Origin of the sequence: Nitrosopumilus oxyclinae (genome assembly GCF_013407165.1) — an archaeon.
In the GTDB taxonomy this organism is placed as follows: Archaea; Thermoproteota; Nitrososphaeria; order Nitrososphaerales; family Nitrosopumilaceae; genus Nitrosopumilus; species Nitrosopumilus oxyclinae.
Window position 1 is genome coordinate 470354 of sequence record NZ_CP026994.1, and the last position, 17121, is coordinate 487474.

General features: G+C 33.6%; 22 protein-coding genes and 1 tRNA gene. 13 read left to right on the forward strand and 10 right to left on the reverse strand.

The features are described 5' to 3' along the window. The first annotated feature begins 3 nt into the window (after nucleotides 1-3). From sufB to C5F49_RS02785, 6 genes are read left to right on the forward strand one after another with little or no spacing between them, the layout of a single operon-like run. Complete coding sequence (gene sufB / locus C5F49_RS02760; protein WP_179363219.1) at nucleotides 4-1404, forward strand: Fe-S cluster assembly protein SufB; 1401 nt, start codon at nucleotides 4-6, stop codon at nucleotides 1402-1404. A 28-nt stretch (nucleotides 1405-1432) separates the two neighbouring features. Further along, on the forward strand, nucleotides 1433-2833 hold the full coding sequence (gene sufD / locus C5F49_RS02765; RefSeq protein WP_179363220.1) for a Fe-S cluster assembly protein SufD: 1401 nt from the start codon (nucleotides 1433-1435) through the stop codon (nucleotides 2831-2833). Between the two features lie 4 nt (nucleotides 2834-2837). Continuing rightward, the gene (locus C5F49_RS02770) at nucleotides 2838-3146 is read left to right on the forward strand and encodes a Rieske (2Fe-2S) protein (RefSeq protein ID WP_179363221.1); all 309 of its coding nucleotides are present in this window, start codon (nucleotides 2838-2840) and stop codon (nucleotides 3144-3146) included. Between the two features lie 3 nt (nucleotides 3147-3149). Then, a complete protein-coding gene (locus tag C5F49_RS02775; RefSeq protein WP_179363222.1) occupies nucleotides 3150-4394 on the forward strand; it encodes a cysteine desulfurase in 1245 nt (414 codons plus the stop codon). Further along, on the forward strand, nucleotides 4391-4834 hold the full coding sequence (sufU, locus tag C5F49_RS02780) for a Fe-S cluster assembly sulfur transfer protein SufU (RefSeq protein ID WP_179363223.1): 444 nt from the start codon (nucleotides 4391-4393) through the stop codon (nucleotides 4832-4834). Before C5F49_RS02775 ends, sufU begins: the two co-directional genes overlap by 4 nt. A gap of 1 nt (nucleotide 4835) precedes the next feature. Next, nucleotides 4836-5183 (forward strand): hypothetical protein, encoded by a 348-nt coding sequence (locus tag C5F49_RS02785; protein WP_179363224.1) that lies wholly within the window; start codon nucleotides 4836-4838, stop codon nucleotides 5181-5183. Here the strand turns inward: C5F49_RS02785 and C5F49_RS02790 are convergent. Continuing rightward, entirely contained in the window at nucleotides 5173-6384 is a 1212-nt protein-coding gene (locus C5F49_RS02790; RefSeq protein WP_179363225.1) for a phosphoglycerate kinase, read from the reverse strand. The two genes, C5F49_RS02785 and C5F49_RS02790, sit on opposite strands and share 11 nt — an antisense overlap. Before the next feature lie 126 nt (nucleotides 6385-6510). Here C5F49_RS02790 and C5F49_RS02795 point away from each other — a divergent pair, with 126 nt between their 5' ends. Beyond that, on the forward strand, nucleotides 6511-7179 hold the full coding sequence (locus C5F49_RS02795) for a phosphatase PAP2 family protein (protein ID WP_179363226.1): 669 nt from the start codon (nucleotides 6511-6513) through the stop codon (nucleotides 7177-7179). Here C5F49_RS02795 and C5F49_RS02800 read toward each other — a convergent pair. Beyond that, nucleotides 7168-7479: a hypothetical protein gene (locus tag C5F49_RS02800; protein WP_179363227.1), complete on the reverse strand. Its 312-nt coding sequence runs from the start codon at nucleotides 7477-7479 to the stop codon at nucleotides 7168-7170. The genes C5F49_RS02795 and C5F49_RS02800 overlap by 12 nt on opposite strands. 125 nt (nucleotides 7480-7604) lie before the next feature. Here C5F49_RS02800 and C5F49_RS09570 point away from each other — a divergent pair, with 125 nt between their 5' ends. Further along, entirely contained in the window at nucleotides 7605-8750 is a 1146-nt protein-coding gene (locus tag C5F49_RS09570) for a coiled-coil domain-containing protein (RefSeq protein ID WP_246275369.1), read from the forward strand. Between the two features lie 60 nt (nucleotides 8751-8810). On the opposite strand, the gene C5F49_RS02810 is transcribed toward C5F49_RS09570, so the two are convergent. Continuing rightward, a complete protein-coding gene (locus C5F49_RS02810) occupies nucleotides 8811-9353 on the reverse strand; it encodes a DM13 domain-containing protein (protein WP_179363228.1) in 543 nt (180 codons plus the stop codon). A gap of 144 nt (nucleotides 9354-9497) precedes the next feature. Here C5F49_RS02810 and C5F49_RS02815 point away from each other — a divergent pair, with 144 nt between their 5' ends. Further along, nucleotides 9498-9710 (forward strand): hypothetical protein, encoded by a 213-nt coding sequence (locus tag C5F49_RS02815; RefSeq protein WP_179363229.1) that lies wholly within the window; start codon nucleotides 9498-9500, stop codon nucleotides 9708-9710. 26 nt (nucleotides 9711-9736) lie between these two features. Here C5F49_RS02815 and C5F49_RS02820 read toward each other — a convergent pair whose 3' ends face one another. Further along, a complete protein-coding gene (locus C5F49_RS02820) occupies nucleotides 9737-10051 on the reverse strand; it encodes a single stranded DNA-binding domain-containing protein (protein WP_179363230.1) in 315 nt (104 codons plus the stop codon). Nucleotides 10052-10170: 119 nt separating this feature from the next. Between C5F49_RS02820 and C5F49_RS02825 the strand changes: the two genes are divergently transcribed. The 4 genes from C5F49_RS02825 (at nucleotide 10171) to C5F49_RS02840 (ending at nucleotide 12359) form a co-directional block, all read left to right on the forward strand. After that, a tRNA-Leu gene (locus tag C5F49_RS02825) sits at nucleotides 10171-10271 on the forward strand. Between the two features lie 350 nt (nucleotides 10272-10621). Beyond that, entirely contained in the window at nucleotides 10622-11242 is a 621-nt protein-coding gene (locus C5F49_RS02830) for a hypothetical protein (RefSeq protein WP_179363586.1), read from the forward strand. Beyond that, the gene (locus C5F49_RS02835) at nucleotides 11242-11868 is read left to right on the forward strand and encodes an HD domain-containing protein (RefSeq protein ID WP_179363231.1); all 627 of its coding nucleotides are present in this window, start codon (nucleotides 11242-11244) and stop codon (nucleotides 11866-11868) included. Before C5F49_RS02830 ends, C5F49_RS02835 begins: the two co-directional genes overlap by 1 nt. A gap of 161 nt (nucleotides 11869-12029) precedes the next feature. After that, on the forward strand, nucleotides 12030-12359 hold the full coding sequence (locus C5F49_RS02840) for a hypothetical protein (RefSeq protein WP_246275370.1): 330 nt from the start codon (nucleotides 12030-12032) through the stop codon (nucleotides 12357-12359). 2 nt (nucleotides 12360-12361) lie between these two features. Here the strand turns inward: C5F49_RS02840 and C5F49_RS02845 are convergent, their stop codons facing one another. The 6 genes from C5F49_RS02845 to C5F49_RS02870 all read right to left on the reverse strand — a co-directional run bounded on the left by C5F49_RS02845 (nucleotide 12362) and on the right by C5F49_RS02870 (nucleotide 17119). Next, a complete protein-coding gene (locus C5F49_RS02845) occupies nucleotides 12362-13306 on the reverse strand; it encodes a zinc metalloprotease HtpX (protein WP_179363232.1) in 945 nt (314 codons plus the stop codon). A gap of 77 nt (nucleotides 13307-13383) precedes the next feature. Next, complete coding sequence (locus C5F49_RS02850) at nucleotides 13384-13824, reverse strand: universal stress protein (RefSeq protein ID WP_179363233.1); 441 nt, start codon at nucleotides 13822-13824, stop codon at nucleotides 13384-13386. Between the two features lie 60 nt (nucleotides 13825-13884). Beyond that, nucleotides 13885-14196 (reverse strand): hypothetical protein, encoded by a 312-nt coding sequence (locus C5F49_RS02855; protein ID WP_179363234.1) that lies wholly within the window; start codon nucleotides 14194-14196, stop codon nucleotides 13885-13887. Continuing rightward, nucleotides 14193-15173: a porphobilinogen synthase gene (gene hemB / locus C5F49_RS02860; RefSeq protein ID WP_179363235.1), complete on the reverse strand. Its 981-nt coding sequence runs from the start codon at nucleotides 15171-15173 to the stop codon at nucleotides 14193-14195. Before hemB ends, C5F49_RS02855 begins: the two co-directional genes overlap by 4 nt. Nucleotides 15174-15203: 30 nt before the next feature. After that, entirely contained in the window at nucleotides 15204-16469 is a 1266-nt protein-coding gene (hemA, locus tag C5F49_RS02865) for a glutamyl-tRNA reductase (RefSeq protein WP_179363236.1), read from the reverse strand. Further along, nucleotides 16466-17119, reverse strand: coding sequence for a precorrin-2 dehydrogenase/sirohydrochlorin ferrochelatase family protein (locus C5F49_RS02870; protein WP_179363237.1), 654 nt, complete (start codon nucleotides 17117-17119; stop codon nucleotides 16466-16468). The genes hemA and C5F49_RS02870 overlap by 4 nt, the downstream gene beginning before the upstream one ends. Nucleotides 17120-17121 lie beyond the last annotated feature (2 nt).

Sequence of the window (17121 nt, forward strand, 5' to 3'; positions counted from 1 at the left end):
GACATGACTGCTGAAAATCTAGATATGGATTATTCAAAATATGATTTTAAAGACACTACAGAAATGTATGTCCACCTTAGCAAGAAAGGCCTGTCTAAGGATACTGTAATTGAAATTAGTAAAATGAAAAAAGAGCCACAATGGATGCTTGATTTCAGATTACGTTCTTATGAAATATTTATGCAAAAGCCAATGCCAACTTGGGGCGGAGATCTTAGTGTAATTGATTTCCAAAATATTTACTATTATGCAAAAGCATCTGACAAAGTAGAAAAGAATTGGGATGATGTTCCAGAAAATGTAAAGAATACATTTGACAAACTTGGAATTCCAGAAGCTGAAAAGAAATTCTTAGCAGGTGTCGGTGCACAATATGAGTCTGAAGTTGTATATCACAGTCTAAGAGAAGACTTGGCAAAACAAGGAGTTCTCTTTTTAGATACTGATGCAGCTCTTCATGAACATCCAGAGTTATTCAAAAAGTACTTTGGTAAAATTATCCCTCCAGAGGATAACAAATTTGCAGCACTTAACAGTGCAGTGTGGAGTGGTGGCTCTTTCATCTATGTTCCACCGGGTGTCAAAGTTGACATGCCTCTACAAGCATACTTTAGAATTAATGCAGAAAACATCGGTCAATTTGAAAGAACATTGATTATAGTTGATGAAGGTGCAGAAGTACATTACATTGAAGGTTGTACTGCTCCTGTCTATTCTTCAGAATCACTACACTCTGCAGTTGTAGAATTAGTTGCACTCAAAGATGCAAAACTAAGATACACTACAATTCAAAATTGGAGTGCAGATGTTTACAACCTTGTAACAAAACGTGCTTATGCACATGAAGGTGCAACTGTTGAATGGATTGATGGAAACATTGGTAGTAAACTAACAATGAAGTATCCTGGTGTTTATCTTATGGGTGAGAGAGCCTATGGTGAAACATTATCAATTGCATTTGCAGGTAAGGGACAACACCAAGATACAGGTGCTAAAATGGTCCATCTTGCACCAAATACTACTTCCAAAGTCACATCAAAGTCAGTAAGCCGACTTGATGGACGTTCCACTTACAGAGGAATGTTACATGTAGCAAAAGGTGCTACTGGTGTAAAATCTACTGTAAGATGTGATGCATTACTCTTAGATGATACATCTAAAACTGATACCTATCCATACATGGAAATTAATCAAGAAGATGCAACAATTACCCACGAAGCAACTGTTGGAAAAATTGGTGATGAACAAATCTTCTATCTTATGAGTAGAGGATTTAATGAGGAAGAAGCACTATCTCTAATTGTTAATGGTTTCATGGAACCATTTACAAAAGAATTACCAATGGAGTATGCTGTTGAATTAAACAGACTCATCAAACTAGAGATGGATGACTCAGTGGGATAGTCTTCCCAAAATATAATTTTGATAAATCATGTCTCAAGCCATTCTCTCAAAACTCAATACGACCCATATTGATGAGATTTCCTCATCTAGAAATGAGCCTGATTGGTTAAAGGATTACAGAAAAAGCTCTCTATCTGTCTATGATGGTTTAGCACTTGAACTATCTCCACTTTACAACAAATACACTGATGCCAAAAAAATGGATCCAGAAAAAGTATCCCTTTCAACATCTACAACTGACACTGTTCCAGATTTTCTTAAGAAAAGATTAAGCGAACTTGACAATGAAATTTGTATTATTCAAATTGGAACTAATATTCATAAAATCAATCTCCCTGATGATTTAAAATCTAAAGGACTAGTGATCTCTTCAATATCTGATGCAATTAAAAATAATCCTGATTTAGTAAAAAAAGCATTAGATGCATCTAAATCTCAAGAAGATAAATTTACTGCACTAAACAATGCTGCATTTAATTCTGGAATATTCATTCACATTCCACGTAATTTAGTCTTGGAAAAACCTGTTTACTTTTTGACATGCCTATCTGATGATGATCACTCTGTAATTTCTAGAAATATAATATTTGCAGATGAAAGTAGTAAAGCTGCAATTGTCCAAGAATTGTATTCTCCAAAAACTGAAGCACAACAAGCATATCTTGAATTGTTAAACACAAATCTTGCAGCAAATGCACAACTCGATATTACCAGTCTTCAAATGATGGACCAACATGCTGTAACCTTTACAACAAGACGAACTGATTTAGCACAAGATTCCAAAGTAAATTGGTATTCTGGATTGTTTGGATCAATGTTGTCTAGATACAAAATTGAATATTTCCTTAATGGTAATGGTGCATCATCAAATGACTCTGAAGTAATTTTTGGAAATAATGAGCAATCTTTTGATATTCAAACTAACGTAAACCATGAAAGCCCATCTACTGAAGCAAGAGTAGTTGAGAAATCCATTCTAAGAAATAAATCAAAATCCCTCTTCAAGGGAATGATTAGAATAAAAGAAAATGCAGCAAAATCAAACTCATTTTTGTCTGGCCGTTCTATTCTTTTAGATAAGGATGCAAAATCTGATGCAATTCCTGGATTGGAAATTTTCACTAACGATGTAAAGGCTACTCACTCAGCATCTGTTGCACAAATTGATGAGGAACAAGTATTCTATTTGAAAACTAGATGCCTTACTCATGCAGAAGCTGAGAGAATAATTATTGAAGGATTCTTGGAACCTCTTTCAAGAAAAATGTCTATCCAGGTCAGAGCATGGATTGCTTATCTTATTGAATCAAAATGGGAAAATAGGGAACTTACAATTAACACTGATGAAGAATTAGCCAAATTTGTTGAAATTGAAGAGACTCGTTACAACGAAGACTCTGAAATGGAACAACACTACAAGTATCGGTGATATTTTGTCTGAATGGATTAAAGCTTGCAGTGTGGAGCAGGTAAAAGAAGGTCAACTTTTTGGGTTTGTTCATGAAGGTAAAAAACTCCTCATTGCAAATCTAAAGGGAAAAATCCATGCTACTGATTTGATATGCACTCATGCTGATGCAGATCTTTCTACTGGATTTCTTAGTGATGAAGGTGTTAGATGTCCGTTACATCTTTCTGTTTTTAATTTAGTAAATGGTGAACCACAAAATCTTCCTGCAGAAACTCCTCTTTCCATATATAATGTTAAAATAGATGCTGACGAAATTTACGTGGAGATTTAAGATATGCAAAGTACAGAATCATTATTTGAAAATATTAAAAATGATTTTCCAATTCTAAAAAGAACTGTTAGAGAAAACAAACAGCTTGTTTATCTTGATAATGCATCCACTACACAAAAACCAAATCAAGTAATTGATGCTATTACTGATTATTATCAAAACCACAATGCAAATATTCACAGGGCAGTGTATGCTCTTGCTGAAGAAGCAACTGAGGCCTATGAGGCAGTACGAGATAAGATTGCAAATTTTATTAACATAAAAAATCGCCAAGAGATTATTTTTGTCCGCGGTACAACTGAGGCAATTAATTTAGTTGCATATGCATGGGGTAGAACTCACATCAATGAAGGTGATATTATTATTACAACTGAGTATGAACATCACAGCAACATTGTTCCATGGCAACTTCTCACTCAAGAGAAACGTGCAAAATTAGAATATGTTGGAATGGATGATAATGGGGAATTGATTTTAGATGATCTTGATAAATATCTTGCAACAGGTAAGGTAAAACTTGTAACTTTTAGTTTAATGTCCAATGTTCTTGGAACAATTACCAATGCTGAAAAAATTATTGAGAAATGCAAAGCTGCAGGTGTACCTACTCTAATTGATGGGGCACAGGCAGTTCCCCACATGAAAGTTGACATTGAAAAATTAGGATGTGACTTCTTTGCATTTTCTGGGCATAAAATGCTCGGACCTACAGGAATTGGTGTCTTATGGGTCAAAAAATCTGTTTTAGAAACCATGAGTCCATTTCATGGTGGCGGTGATATGATTAGAGAAGTTCACAAGTATGAAACTACCTGGAATGATTTGCCTTACAAATTTGAAGCTGGTACTCCAAATATTGCAGATGTTGTAGGTCTGGGTGCGGCAATTGACTATCTTACTAAACTTGGAATGGACAATATTCGAGAACATGAAATTGAATTAACAAAATATGCTATTGAAAAACTATCTGAAGTTAAAGGACTTCATATCTATGGCACAAAAGATATTTCAAAACGCGGTGGGGTTATCTCATTTAATTTTTCAGATGTCCATCCTCATGATGTTGCTCAAATTATTGATGGTGAGGGAATTGCAGTTAGATCTGGCCATCACTGTGCACAAGTATTGATGGAGAGATTAAATGTTGCAGCCACATCTCGTGCTAGCTTTTACATTTACAATACTAAACAAGACATTGATATTCTGGTAAATTCATTAAATATTGTGGCAAAGGTGTTTAAATTATGAGTAGTAACGCAGACATTTACCATGAAATGATCGTTGATTATTCAAGAAATCCGATAAACTATGGAGAAATTGAAAATCATGATGTTACATTCCATGATTCTAATCCTCTATGTGGGGATAGTATTGACATTGATATGAAAATTGATGATAACAAAGTGACTGATATTAAATTCCATGGAAAAGGCTGTGCAATTTGTATGGCATGTACTTCAGTTTTGACTGAAATTACAAAGGGGAAAAGCATTGATGAAGCAAGAGCAATTGAAAAAAATGACGTGTTAAGTGAATTAGGCCTTGAACATCTACAAGCAGTCCGAATCAAATGTGCTCTACTTTCTCTCAAGGTACTCAAATCTGCTCTTTATACCTACATTGGAAAGAATCTGAGTGATACTCAAGATGTGGATAAATTGAAAGAAGAGGCAGATAATCTGTACTAGTATGAGTGATTTTACTCCTAAACTTCCAATTGCACTCCAAATTAGAAAAATAATCTTTGAAAAATTCAATGACATTGATACTAAATTTACAAATGATGAAATTTTTGAAATTATAAAATCAAATGGTGATATGGATCCTTCTTGGACGATTAATAATACTGAGTCTCTTTTTACAGATATTTGTGATTCTGGTCTTGCAAGAAATATTGCCCAGAATTTAACTACGGTATATCTAAAATTATTTGATCCTATTGAAAAATTTCATTGTAATGCTTGCAACAATGATGTTCATCTTGGTGCATCTGAAGAAAGACTGTGTCCAAACCCTTCTTGCAAATCTACTCTTTAGATCTGTGTTTTGTTGCAGCATCTTCTAATGCTTTAATCATTGGTAGTTTTTCTCCTGTGAGATAAAGTACTAGTGCACCGCCAGCTGTACTGACATGATTGATCTTATCTGCTAATCCTTGTTGTTTTAATGCCGTGGTGAGATGTCCGCCACTTACAATAGTCGTTGCCATTGAATTTGCAACTGCATCAAGTAATGCTTTTGTTCCATAGCTGAAATTTTCTTTTTCAAAAAATCCTGCAGGTCCACTGATAAATACAGTTCCAGCACCTGCAATTAATTTAGAGTAATACTCTACAGTCTTTGGACCTAAATCAAAAATCTTATCCCCCTTTCCCATCTCTCGTACGTCCATCTCTACTCTTTCTCCATCTTTGTTAATTGCAATATCTACAGGAGTAGCAAAAACATCTGGATACTCTCCAATCAGTGCATGTGCCTTTGCTACAACTTCATCTTCTCGTTTTATTCCAAGAGGTGATTTTATTCTAGCTTGGGCCCTCATGAACACATTTCCAATTAATCCAGTTAACAAAACATGATCTGCCCGACCATTTTGAATTAATAATTTAATTGCCTCTAATCTATCTGGAATTTTAGATCCTCCTAAGACAATTACATGAGGGGCTTTGGCAACTGTCATTATTTCATTTAGGTTTCTAACTTCTCTTTCTACAATTCTTCCTGCACATGCAGGTAATGCCTGTGGAAATCCAACTATTGACGGATGTGATCTGTGTGCACTTGGAAATGAATCCAACACACATAGATCAAATAATTTTGATAAACGAGAAACCATGATTGTTTTAGCTGCGTTTTCTGGAGTGAATTCATAATTTTCTTCTGCACATAATCTGAGATTATCTAAAAGTAAAATTTCACCATCTTTTAAATTCTTGATCGCATTTTGTGCAGCTTCCCCAATTGTATCTTCTACATATTTTATTTCTCTACCCATTAATTTTTCAAGAACTTTGGCATGTTTGTCCATCCCTGTATACTCGTAATTTCCAACTCTTCCTTGGTGAGATCCAATGACGACTTTTGCCTCTTTTAATGACTGTAAAGTTTCAATTGCTTCTTCAATCCTTTTTGTTCCTGAAATCTCAAATGTCTCAGGATTTATGGGACAGTTCATATCAACTCTCAAAAAAACGGTTTTACCTTTTAGGTCAAAATCATCTAGTGTGAGTACCTTCACAACTTGTCTATTGATACCTTGGTTAAATTCTTTGAGTCGATCTAAGTTTCATTTCTGAATTATATCTGAATTTCAAAACTTATCTATTGACAAAAATTAAAAGACACGTGTTTGAGGTTTCGATAATTGCAAAATTGGATTTTTGATATTAGGTCTCGTTCATTTGTTCTACTTACAATTTTATTTCTAATTATAACGACTCTGGTATATTCTGGAGTTACAGAAACTTTTGATCAAAATGTAATATTGTTTTTTTCTGAAAATGTTGGAAATCCATCACTTGACCTCATAATGCAATCTATCACTGAAAGTGGGGAGGCTTTGTGGATGCTAGGGTTTGCAATTCTGATATTGATAATTCCAAGAACAAGAAGAGTTGGAATAACTTTGATGATCTTGATTGTCATTTCTACATTGCTTACTGGTTATGTGAAATGCGGTGTGGATCGTGATAGGCCTGATTTTGAGTATGATTCAGTAGAATTCCCTGTGCCTGTAAGTAAAGATACCTTTGCCTTGTTTTGTGAGGGTGGCTATGATGCCTCATATCCATCTGGACATGCTGCAAGGTCGATGATATTTGCAATCATTTTAGGATATGCGTTATCTGATAGATTCCCACGTGGGGCATATTTGATGTTCTTGTATCCTATCTTGATTTCTTTGAGTAGACTCTATGTGTTAGAACACTATCCAATTGATGTGATTGGTGGCTCTGTAATTGGAATGATGCTAGCCGGAGTAATGGCCAAGAGAACTAAACTTTACAAAATTTTTGATAAATCAAAAACCTAATTCTGTCAAAACATCTCTGTGTATCAAAACAATTGCAAAATGTTCATCATCATGATGATATGTCCAATATTTGATGTCTCTGTCTTCCTTTTTTCGTCCCAGCCCTGTAGTTATTCCAGTAGTAACGGTGTATCCTATTCTTTTTGCTAGTTTTGATTCTTTTGGCATTAAGACTTTGTATCCTTCTTTTTTCCCCTTGAATCCTAGATTTACCATGTCCTCAACTGCACTAATTGCTTCTTTTTCACTTTTCAGATCATATGTTTTTGCTATTGCCAAATCTTTTGGATGAAATTCCATGTTGTCTGCTATTTCTTTTGACTAATATTTTTTAAAAAATTTGTTTTTGCGATCAAACCATGTTAATTTTCTTTACATGAAAGTCAAATCATGGTCATATTCACCACTTAACCGACTCTTTTATCATGATTGATTCATTGGTATCATTAGAAAAATTAGTAATACAATTACGAAAAAAGAAACAAGAAGCAACAAAACTTCGTCAAAAAGCTGAAAAACAAGTTAAAGAATTTCGTTCAGCAGAAAAACGCTCTTCATCAGGTCTAAATACAATTGAGAAAAAAATTGAATCAGAACGAGAAGAGTCTGGTGATGTTTCAACTGTTCTTTTAAGAAAAAATGCTCAATTGGAAAGTATTGGAAGATTGATAGCAGTAGCCGAAGAACGTCTATCTAAAGAAAAAGAGGCAATTGAGCAGGCAGAGCAAGAAATTGAATTTGCTGATAATCCTGTAGAAAAGGAAAATGCTGAGGCTAGATTACGCTCATTAAATGATCATGTAAGTGAATTAGTTGAAGAAATCAAAAGTAGAGAAAAGACCTCAAAGAAGATTTCAGGTGATGTTGAAAATTTCTCTGATATTAAATCAAAAATTGTCTCAAAAATTCAAAAACAAACTCAATCAAAACCCTCTTTGCGTGAGACCAAAGTTTCAAGTCGCAAGGCAGCACAAAAATTCCTCAAAGAATTAGAAAAAAGAACAAAGGCTGAAGAATCTGCTCAAAAATCTTTGGAAAATGCATATTCAAAATTAAAAGAATTGATGGCAAAGAAAAAGACTGCAGCTAAAAAGAGACCCGCAAAGAAAAAGACTGCAGCTAAAAAGAGACCCGCAAAGAAAAAGACTGCAGCTAAAAAGAGACCCGCAAAGAAAAAGACTGCAGCTAAAAAGAGACCAGCAAAGAAAAAGACTGCAGCTAAAAAGAGACCCGCAAAGAAAAAGACTGCAGCTAAAAAGAGACCCGCAAAGAAAAAGACTGCAGCTAAAAAGAGACCAGCAAAGAAAAAGACTGCAGCTAAAAAGAGACCCGCAAAGAAAAAGACTGCAGCTAAAAAGAGACCAGCAAAGAAAAAGACTGCAGCTAAAAAGAGACCCGCAAAGAAAAAGACTGCAGCTAAAAAGAGACCAGCAAAGAAAAAGACTGCAGCTAAAAAGAGACCCGCAAAGAAAAAGACTGCAGCTAAAAAGAGACCAGCAAAGAAAAAGACTGCAGCTAAAAAGAGACCAGCAAAGAAAAAGACTGCAGCTAAAAAGAAATCTAGAAGATAGTCTTTTAATTATTTTCTATAAAATAAACGCAGGATTGTTTTGTTGTTATTAAAAAAATTCTTAGGATGATAATTCTGCACTGCCAAATAAGACGCCAAATGCTTTACACCAAATCAGAACTTTGTTGTATTTGCTAAGATCAGTTCCATTAGGAATTTCATAGTTTTGGTTTCCTCTGTTTGCCTTTAGATCACCTAAGTTGACAAAGTCTGATGCTTTATCATCCGTAGCCAAGTAGACAAACAAGTCTGGACCATTTGTTGATTCAAAGTTTTCCAGTCTTAGTATAGTACTTTCATTTTCTAGTGGTATTGTGTATGCATCTCCTTGCGCATCATGAATTCCATCACCAACACCGATGAATGTTCCAGCATAAGATATTGGGGGTGTTTCTATGGATTCTTCCTCCATCATTTTATCTTCCATCCTAGTGGAGTCATCTTTCATCAACATTGCATCCTTATCTTCCATCATTGGTTGAGTAATGGCGCCAGCTGGTATTGCCTCATCTACAGTTGATTCTGTAAAGTACGGGTATGTGGCAAATACTGTGACCCCACCAACCACTACTATTGCAACAATTACTAGTATGGATTTATTCATAATTGCATGATGTGGATTTAGTATATAGGATATTTTCCATTTTTTATCCAAATCTTTAGGAGTGCAAATTTAATTCATGAGTAAAATTAACTGAAATTATAAGCCTTATACTTTTAATTATCTGATTTTATCTTAATCTGTAGAATGAAGATTATCATAAAAAATGGTGAATCCATTAAAGAATATCATGATGCTAGTGATGTATCTGTTCTTCCGAAAAGCAAACTCGTAAGAACATTCACTGAGGATGGCTCTTTGATTGAAGAATTCAAACTTTTGGATAAAAAAATTACCTTGGATGATGACCTTGAAAATGATGAAACAGAAATTGTAGTAACTTTAGATGTTACAAAATAAAATAAATTAAAAATCTGATTTATCTCTTAAGGATTGATTTCCATCTTACCAAATTTACCTTTGGTTAGGGATACTTCGCCTTTGAACTCGTTTGTATATCCATTTGTAATGACAACTTTATCTCCGACATTCACTGCTTTGATATCGTCACCCCACAATGTGAGTTTCATTTTGTTTTCTTCAGATTTATCTTCGTTGGCAATTTCTGCATCGCAGACATCTACTGTTCCTCCACTTTTGAGATTAACAGTTCTAGGATCTCCTTTGCTTACCACTTCAGCTTCTACATTAACTCCACTTCGCATTTTTCTTGCGTCGGAAATTGGTATGAATTCTGACATATTTTTGAATCATTTGCGCACGATTATAAGCTTTGTTAAAAAAATGTCAAAATTACAGATCAGTTTTTAATTTATCTCAAATAGTAATCGAGAAATATCGGTTAATGCGCAATCTCATTGCAGAGGTATCGAAGCCCGGTCAACCGAGAGGGACTCAAGATCCTCAAAATAGGAAATCCCTTCTCTTAGGAGTTCGTGGGTTCGAATCCCACCCTCTGCACTAAATTTTAATTAAAATTGATATATCCTGTAAAAATTTGCAATTATGCAACAATAGACTTTACTTTAGTGACTGAATGCGCTGAGATTTCTTTATGCATTTCTGCTATTTCGTCGTCTTTGAAAGAGAGATTGCATCGGAAACATTTCCAAACCATCTCTGACATATATAGTGCAGGCAAAAATAACTTATAAAGATATTGCATCATTGATCCAATTTTTTACAATACATGATCATTGTTTTGAAAAACTTGTAATTTTTTTAATTTTTTAGATCAGAATGAAATTTTTTCATGACTGAATGTGAATCCAAGGGTTTAGAAATAAAAAAAATACTATATTTTTTGAAAGATCATGGATATTTTAGAAATTTTTGGAGAATTTTCATATTTTGGAATTTTTCTTGTACTAATTGGAGTAAATGCAGCTCCAATCTTGATGCCTCCAAGCTGGATTATTCTGACATCATTTTACCTCCTTGATCCAACTCTGAATGTAGTTATTCTCGCTATGGTCGGAGCTACAGGTGCTACTATTGGTAGATTTGTTCTTAAACGGATTAGTGTAGTTTTTAGACGATTTGTTGCAGAAGAGCAAAAATCCAATCTGGATGTAATTGGAAATTATTTGAATAATAAAAAATATGGTTATGTTATTGCATCTTTTCTGTTTGGTGCAACTCCACTTCCAAGTAACATGTTGTTCATTGCTTATGGATTAATGCGTGCAAAAAGTCTGGGAATTTATGTAGGATTCTGGTTTGGTAGAGTCATTTCATATATTGTTATGATTTATTTTGGAAATGCAGTTCTAACTCCTTTCTTAGAATTATTTGAAGATCGATTAACTGCTATTTTATTAATTGACGGTGCAGGTATTGGATTGATTGTCCTTTTTGCATCAATTAATTGGACTCTTTTAATTACGAAAAGAAAAATTAAATTTGTCAAACCAAAAATATGGAGAATTTAATGAACCCTATTGATTCTATAAAAAATGAGGTTAAAGAAATCATGGATAATGATTCTGCTCATGATTTTGATCATGTTATGAGGGTATACAAGAATGCTCAAAAAATATGTGAAAAAGAAAAAGCCAATAAAAAATTGGTCCTAAGTGCTGCCTTACTACATGACATTGTTTCATATCCAAAATCTGATAAACGCTCAAAAATGTCTTCAATAGAAAGTGCAAAAAAATCTAAACTTGTACTACAAAAATATGGTTTTTCAAAAGAAGAAATTTTAATTATTTCCGATGCTATTGCAGACCATAGTTTTTCTCAAAACAAAACACCATCAACTTTGGAAGGGAAAATTCTTCAGGATGCAGATAGACTAGATGCAATAGGTGCAATAGGCATTGCTAGAGTTTTTGCTACAGGAGGATCACTGAAACGATCATTTTACAATGTTGATGATCCATTTTGCAAAACAAGAACTCCTGATGATAAAACTTGGACTGTCGACCATTTTTATAAAAAATTGTTGAAACTTGAATCATTAATGAATACTAAATCAGGTAAGATTGAGGCTAAAAAGAGAACCAAAGTGCTTAAAGAATTTCTTAAACAACTAAAAAACGAAATTTCATCCTAAGTGTTTTTCTTGTGTTTTACGCACAAAACCTGCCTTGAAACTAGAATTAGCTCAAAATGATATCATTTTAAAATCAAAATCCAAACTATGGCTAATATGCTGTATTCTGAAATTGTGCTGATTCTGAATTAGCACAACTATTAAGATCATTTCATGAAGACTTGACAAAGAGGTTAGAAAAAAACACAGTTCTAAAAACAACAGAGGATTGTGAAAGATATGCAAATGACTATCTAAATACACTTGATGAGATTGCTTTTCTTACATTAAAAAATAAAATTCCTCTTGAAATAGGAACGTATCTGAGACGTTTCTTTGGATATGGACTAATCATAATTGATTGGTATGATAAAATGGTTAGTGATGATTTTGGAAGAATTGCAAAATCAAATTGGCCTAACAACTTTGAGTATTGTAAAAAATATAATGTAAAAAAGAACCCTGATGATAAATTACCACAAATTATGCAGGACTATAATCAAATAAAATAAAATTAAAATCCTTTCTCAAGTTGATATAATTTTTCAATTCTTTTGAAAGTTAGTGGATGTGTTCTAAAAATTTCCCCAAATTTACTAAAACTACTATTTCGCTCCCAATCCATTGCTTTCTTTACTTCGTCTTCTGAAATGTTTTGATCTTCATAATATGAAGAAAATTTTGTTATCTCATAACTTGATGAAATTGGATCTACGGCATAAAATGAACGTAGAGTGGAGTTTTTTGCTTGTTGTTTTTGTAAGCTTAATCCATATGTGATCTTTGCCAAAGCATTTGCAAGAATTGTTGGTTTTACTTGTCTTGCTGCAAAATTATCTGCATAATATTCCCTAAGACGTGAAAAGTAGAGGATCAACAAATTTGTAATAAAATAAACTGCAAATGCGCCAATTCCAATTAGCATTGCAGATCCTCCCTGATTTCGTGTTCTTCCTCCAAACATCGTTGATAATGCAATAAAATATGCAATAGTTGGAATCACTGAGATGATGGTCATTACAACCATATCGTTATGTTTAATGTGACCTATCTCATGAGCAATGACTCCTCGGACTTCGTCTTTTGTCAACGTGTTTAGTAATCCTCTGGTTAGTGTCATTGTTGCAGATTTACTAGTTCTGCCAAAAACAAACGCATTAGGCATACTTGTATTGGCTATTGTTATTTTTGGGATTTTCACTTTATTTTTAATACATATCTCATTTGTTGTTTCTTCAATCCAGGGGTACTCTTCTTTGTTCAATGGAGTCATGTTTGTACTCCATCTTACTATTGATGGGCCAATGGCCCATTGAAACAAACCTAGGGCTACTGCTAAGCCTACTGTTACAAAGATTCCTAGGTTAAAATAGAAACTCAAACCTGCAAGTAATGCAAAAAGTAAACCAAAAACTAGAACCATTGTAAGGCTCATTGAAACCACAAGTCCCTTGATCATAGTAATCTATAGTTTGGTGTTGAGATATATTTGTTATAAAAAATGAATTCTTTTACTGTATCTGTATGATTTTACTATTATTTTGTTGTTAAAAGATGACAATGGGATTCGTGATGAATTGTGTTTATAATGTCATCATATAGTGTCATTTCTATTGTTGACAATTTGGGATAGTCTACGATTAATAGATCAATTTTGTTATCTTTTACATAGTCTATCATCCAATGAGTGATAGAGTCAGTTAAGGCAAATTTGGTTTTGACATTGACTCCTTGCTCTTTTGCAATTTTTTTCCAATTCGCTAATTCTGTTTTTAGCTTAGAAATTTGTGTTGCAGCTATTTTTTTGTCTGATTTTGTCTCAAAAAAATATAGCTTTGGCTGTATCTTATACATGCATTCAATTATTGTTAGTTCAGAACCTAATTCTTTTGCCAATTGAACTCCAATGTTAAATGATTTTTTTGTGTGAGTTGGAGTAATTATCCCGACTGCTATATTTTTGAATATTTTTGACATTGTGTGTGATTAGATATTTCCCCTCTATTCGAATATTTAATTATGTAGTTTTGGGTTTCTCTACCCATAATCGACATATCTGTCATAACGAGTCTCAATTTCTTTATTCTCGCCTGATTTTATTTTGGAATATTCTTCATTTTTTCTAAATTCGATATATTTGATAATTTCTTCAAATTCCTTATTGTTTGGATAAGAGCCAAAAACAGGCTCAACTAGTTGTAAGTATTCCAAAGTTTTCTCTCTAAATTCTTCTCTAGTTGGTTTTTTGATACCATTCATTCTAAACCAGACAGCAGTCCAGCTAGCACCAACTACATGTGGCAATAAATCAAAGGCTCTTTGAATTTCAAAACGCTCGTCGTTTCTCATGATTCTTGAAGAAATCTAGAAGCTGATTTTGCAAAATATGTTACTATCATATCTGCTCCTGCTCTTTTAATTGAATGTAGAATTTCCAATGTGATGTCTTTCTCATTTACATATCCTAACTGTGAAGCTGCTTTTACCAATGCATATTCTCCAGAAACACTGTATGCTGAAACTGGAACATTGTATTTTCTTCTAGTCTCTGAAATTAAATCCAAATATGCCAAAGCTGGTTTGATCATGATAATATCTACTCCTTCTTCAATATCTGTCTCTACTTCCATCATTGCTTCTCTTGCATTTGTATATGGAACTTGGTATGTTTTCCTATCTCCAAACTTTGGAGCACATTCTGCAGCATCTCTAAATGGAGAGTAAAAGTTTGAACGGTGTTTTGCAGAATGTGACATTATTGATACGTCTGTAAACCCTGCAACATCCAATGCTTTTCGTATTGCTGAAACCTGACCATCCATCATTGCTGATGGTGATACTGTATCTACTCCGGCTTTTGCTTGACTAACTGCAATTTTTGCAAGAGTGTCTAGACTTGTATCGTTGTCAATTTTATCTCCCTGGATAATACCACAATGTCCTGTGGATGTAAATTGACATAGACAAACATCTGCCATGATTACTATTTTATCTCCAAATTTTTCTCTAATTTGAGAAATTGCCTTTTGAACTATTCCGTTATCATCAAATGCTGAACTTCCCGCTTCATCTTTTTCTGATGGAATTCCAAATAACATGATTGCTGGAATTCCTAAATCAATAATGGTTGCAACTTCTTCATTAACATCGCTCAATGGGAGTCTTTCAATTTCTGACATTGATTCGACTTTGATCCTTTCATTCAAACCTTCTTGAACAAATACTGGACAAATGAAATCATTTGGAGATAGTGTTGTCTCTTGAACTAGATTTCTCATCTTTTCAGATGTTCTTAGTCGACGCAAACGTCTAGTTGGAAATGACATGATAAAATTCTCTTTAGGTAAAATATAATCCTAGTCTGCCTGGTTCTGTTTTTTATAGTCAAACAGCTTGCCTGCTAATTCTACCACGTCAGGATTGCCTTGCTCTGATGCTTTTCTGATATTGTTCATTGGAGTAGATACAATACTTTCGACAACTGCTTTTGTTAGTTCTTCGATAATCTTGATTTTTTTCTCATCTTTTTCATTTAGCATTTGAAGTGCTTTTTGTAATTCTTTTTCTCGAATATTTTCAATATTCTTGAATACGTCTATTACAAGTGGTTCTGCATCTAATCTTTTCATTGAGGCTTCTAATACAGATACTTCCTCACTAATTATATTTTCAACGCTTTTTACCTTGTTTAATCTGGCATTCATGTTTTTCTCTACCATTTCTGCAATTTGATCTAAATTCATTAGTTTCACACCGCCAATAGTTGCAACTTTTTCATCTACAGTTCTAGGATTTGATAAATCTAAAATCATCATTCCATTTTTTTTATTTTTCATAGCTTCTGTAATTTTTTCATTTGTAACAAGAAAATATGGTGCAGTTGTTGCTACAAATATCACATCATAATTATCAAATCCTGAGAGCACTGATTCAAACTTGATTGGACTACCTCCCATTGTTTCACAAAATGTATTTGATCTTCCAATCGTTCTACTTGTAACATCAAAGGCATAGCCACGTCTTTGTAATGATTTTGCAACTAGGGTTGAGACTTCTCCAGTTCCAATTAGTAACACTTTTTTTGTTTTTAATTCATCAATGTTTTCTTCTGCTAACTTTACTGCCATGGACCCAACTGAAATACCTCCTGCGCCAATTCCACTTGAATTTCTGATTCTGGTTCCTATTCGAATTGCTTTATCAAATAGTGTGTTGAGATGTTGGCCTGATGCTTTTTCTTCTCTGGCTGATGTAATTGAATTTTTAATTTGACCTAGAATTTGGTCTTCTCCCAATACCATCGAATCCAACCCTGATGTTAGTTTCAATAAATGGTGTAATGCATCATGGTTTTCTACAAATTCTATATTTTCATTAAATGTCTCTTCTTGAAGCCCTGTAATTGTAGCCCAAGTTTTCTTTATCTTTTCTAAATCATATGTTTCTGATTTTCCAAATATCTCTATTCTGTTGCATGTTTGAATAATTACACATTCGTCCAACCCTGAATCTTTTTTGAATTGCTCATACGCATTCTTCATATCCTTAATTGTAAATTGTTCAAGAATGTGAATTGGTGAGTTACGAAAAGTAACGCGTGCATTGATGATATTTTGTTTCATTTCCAATTCCTCAATATTGTACTAACTTTCTTTTCAGCTTTTTTCATCTGGCCGTCTTTAATTAACTGATCAATCTCATTATCCCTCATGATGCTACGTAGGCATTCTCGTCTCTGATCTGGAGTATCGATTACTTCTTTTGCTAATTTCCTTGCCATTTTTTGAATTTTGATCTGTGCAATGTCTTCTTTTGTGATTGTTTTTTTGAGTGCTTTTTCTGATTTTTCTTTGATCTTCTTTGACATGGCTGGACTTTGGCCTCCTGTAAAAATTGCAATCTGTATCATGTTTTCAAAATCAATGATTGCAGGATTAGAAAAGTCACTATCTTCAGGATTGTCTGAACTATACACTGTGATGCCTTTCTTTTTTGCAGCGTTGATGATTTTCTGATTTATCTTTCTATCATTAGTAGTTGTAATGATCATATTGGGTTTTAATTTTGAAATAAATTTTGTATCTACAACTTTTTGTTTTATGACTTTGATTTTTTTAGTTTTGGTTAGTTTGGTTATTTGTGAATTTATTGAATCTGCAATTATGGTAATGTCACATTCTTGTTTGAGTAGAGAATTGATTCTTTTTTGTGCCTCATTTCCTCCCCCTATAATGATGATTTTTTTGTTCTGGAGATTTAGATTAACTATCATCG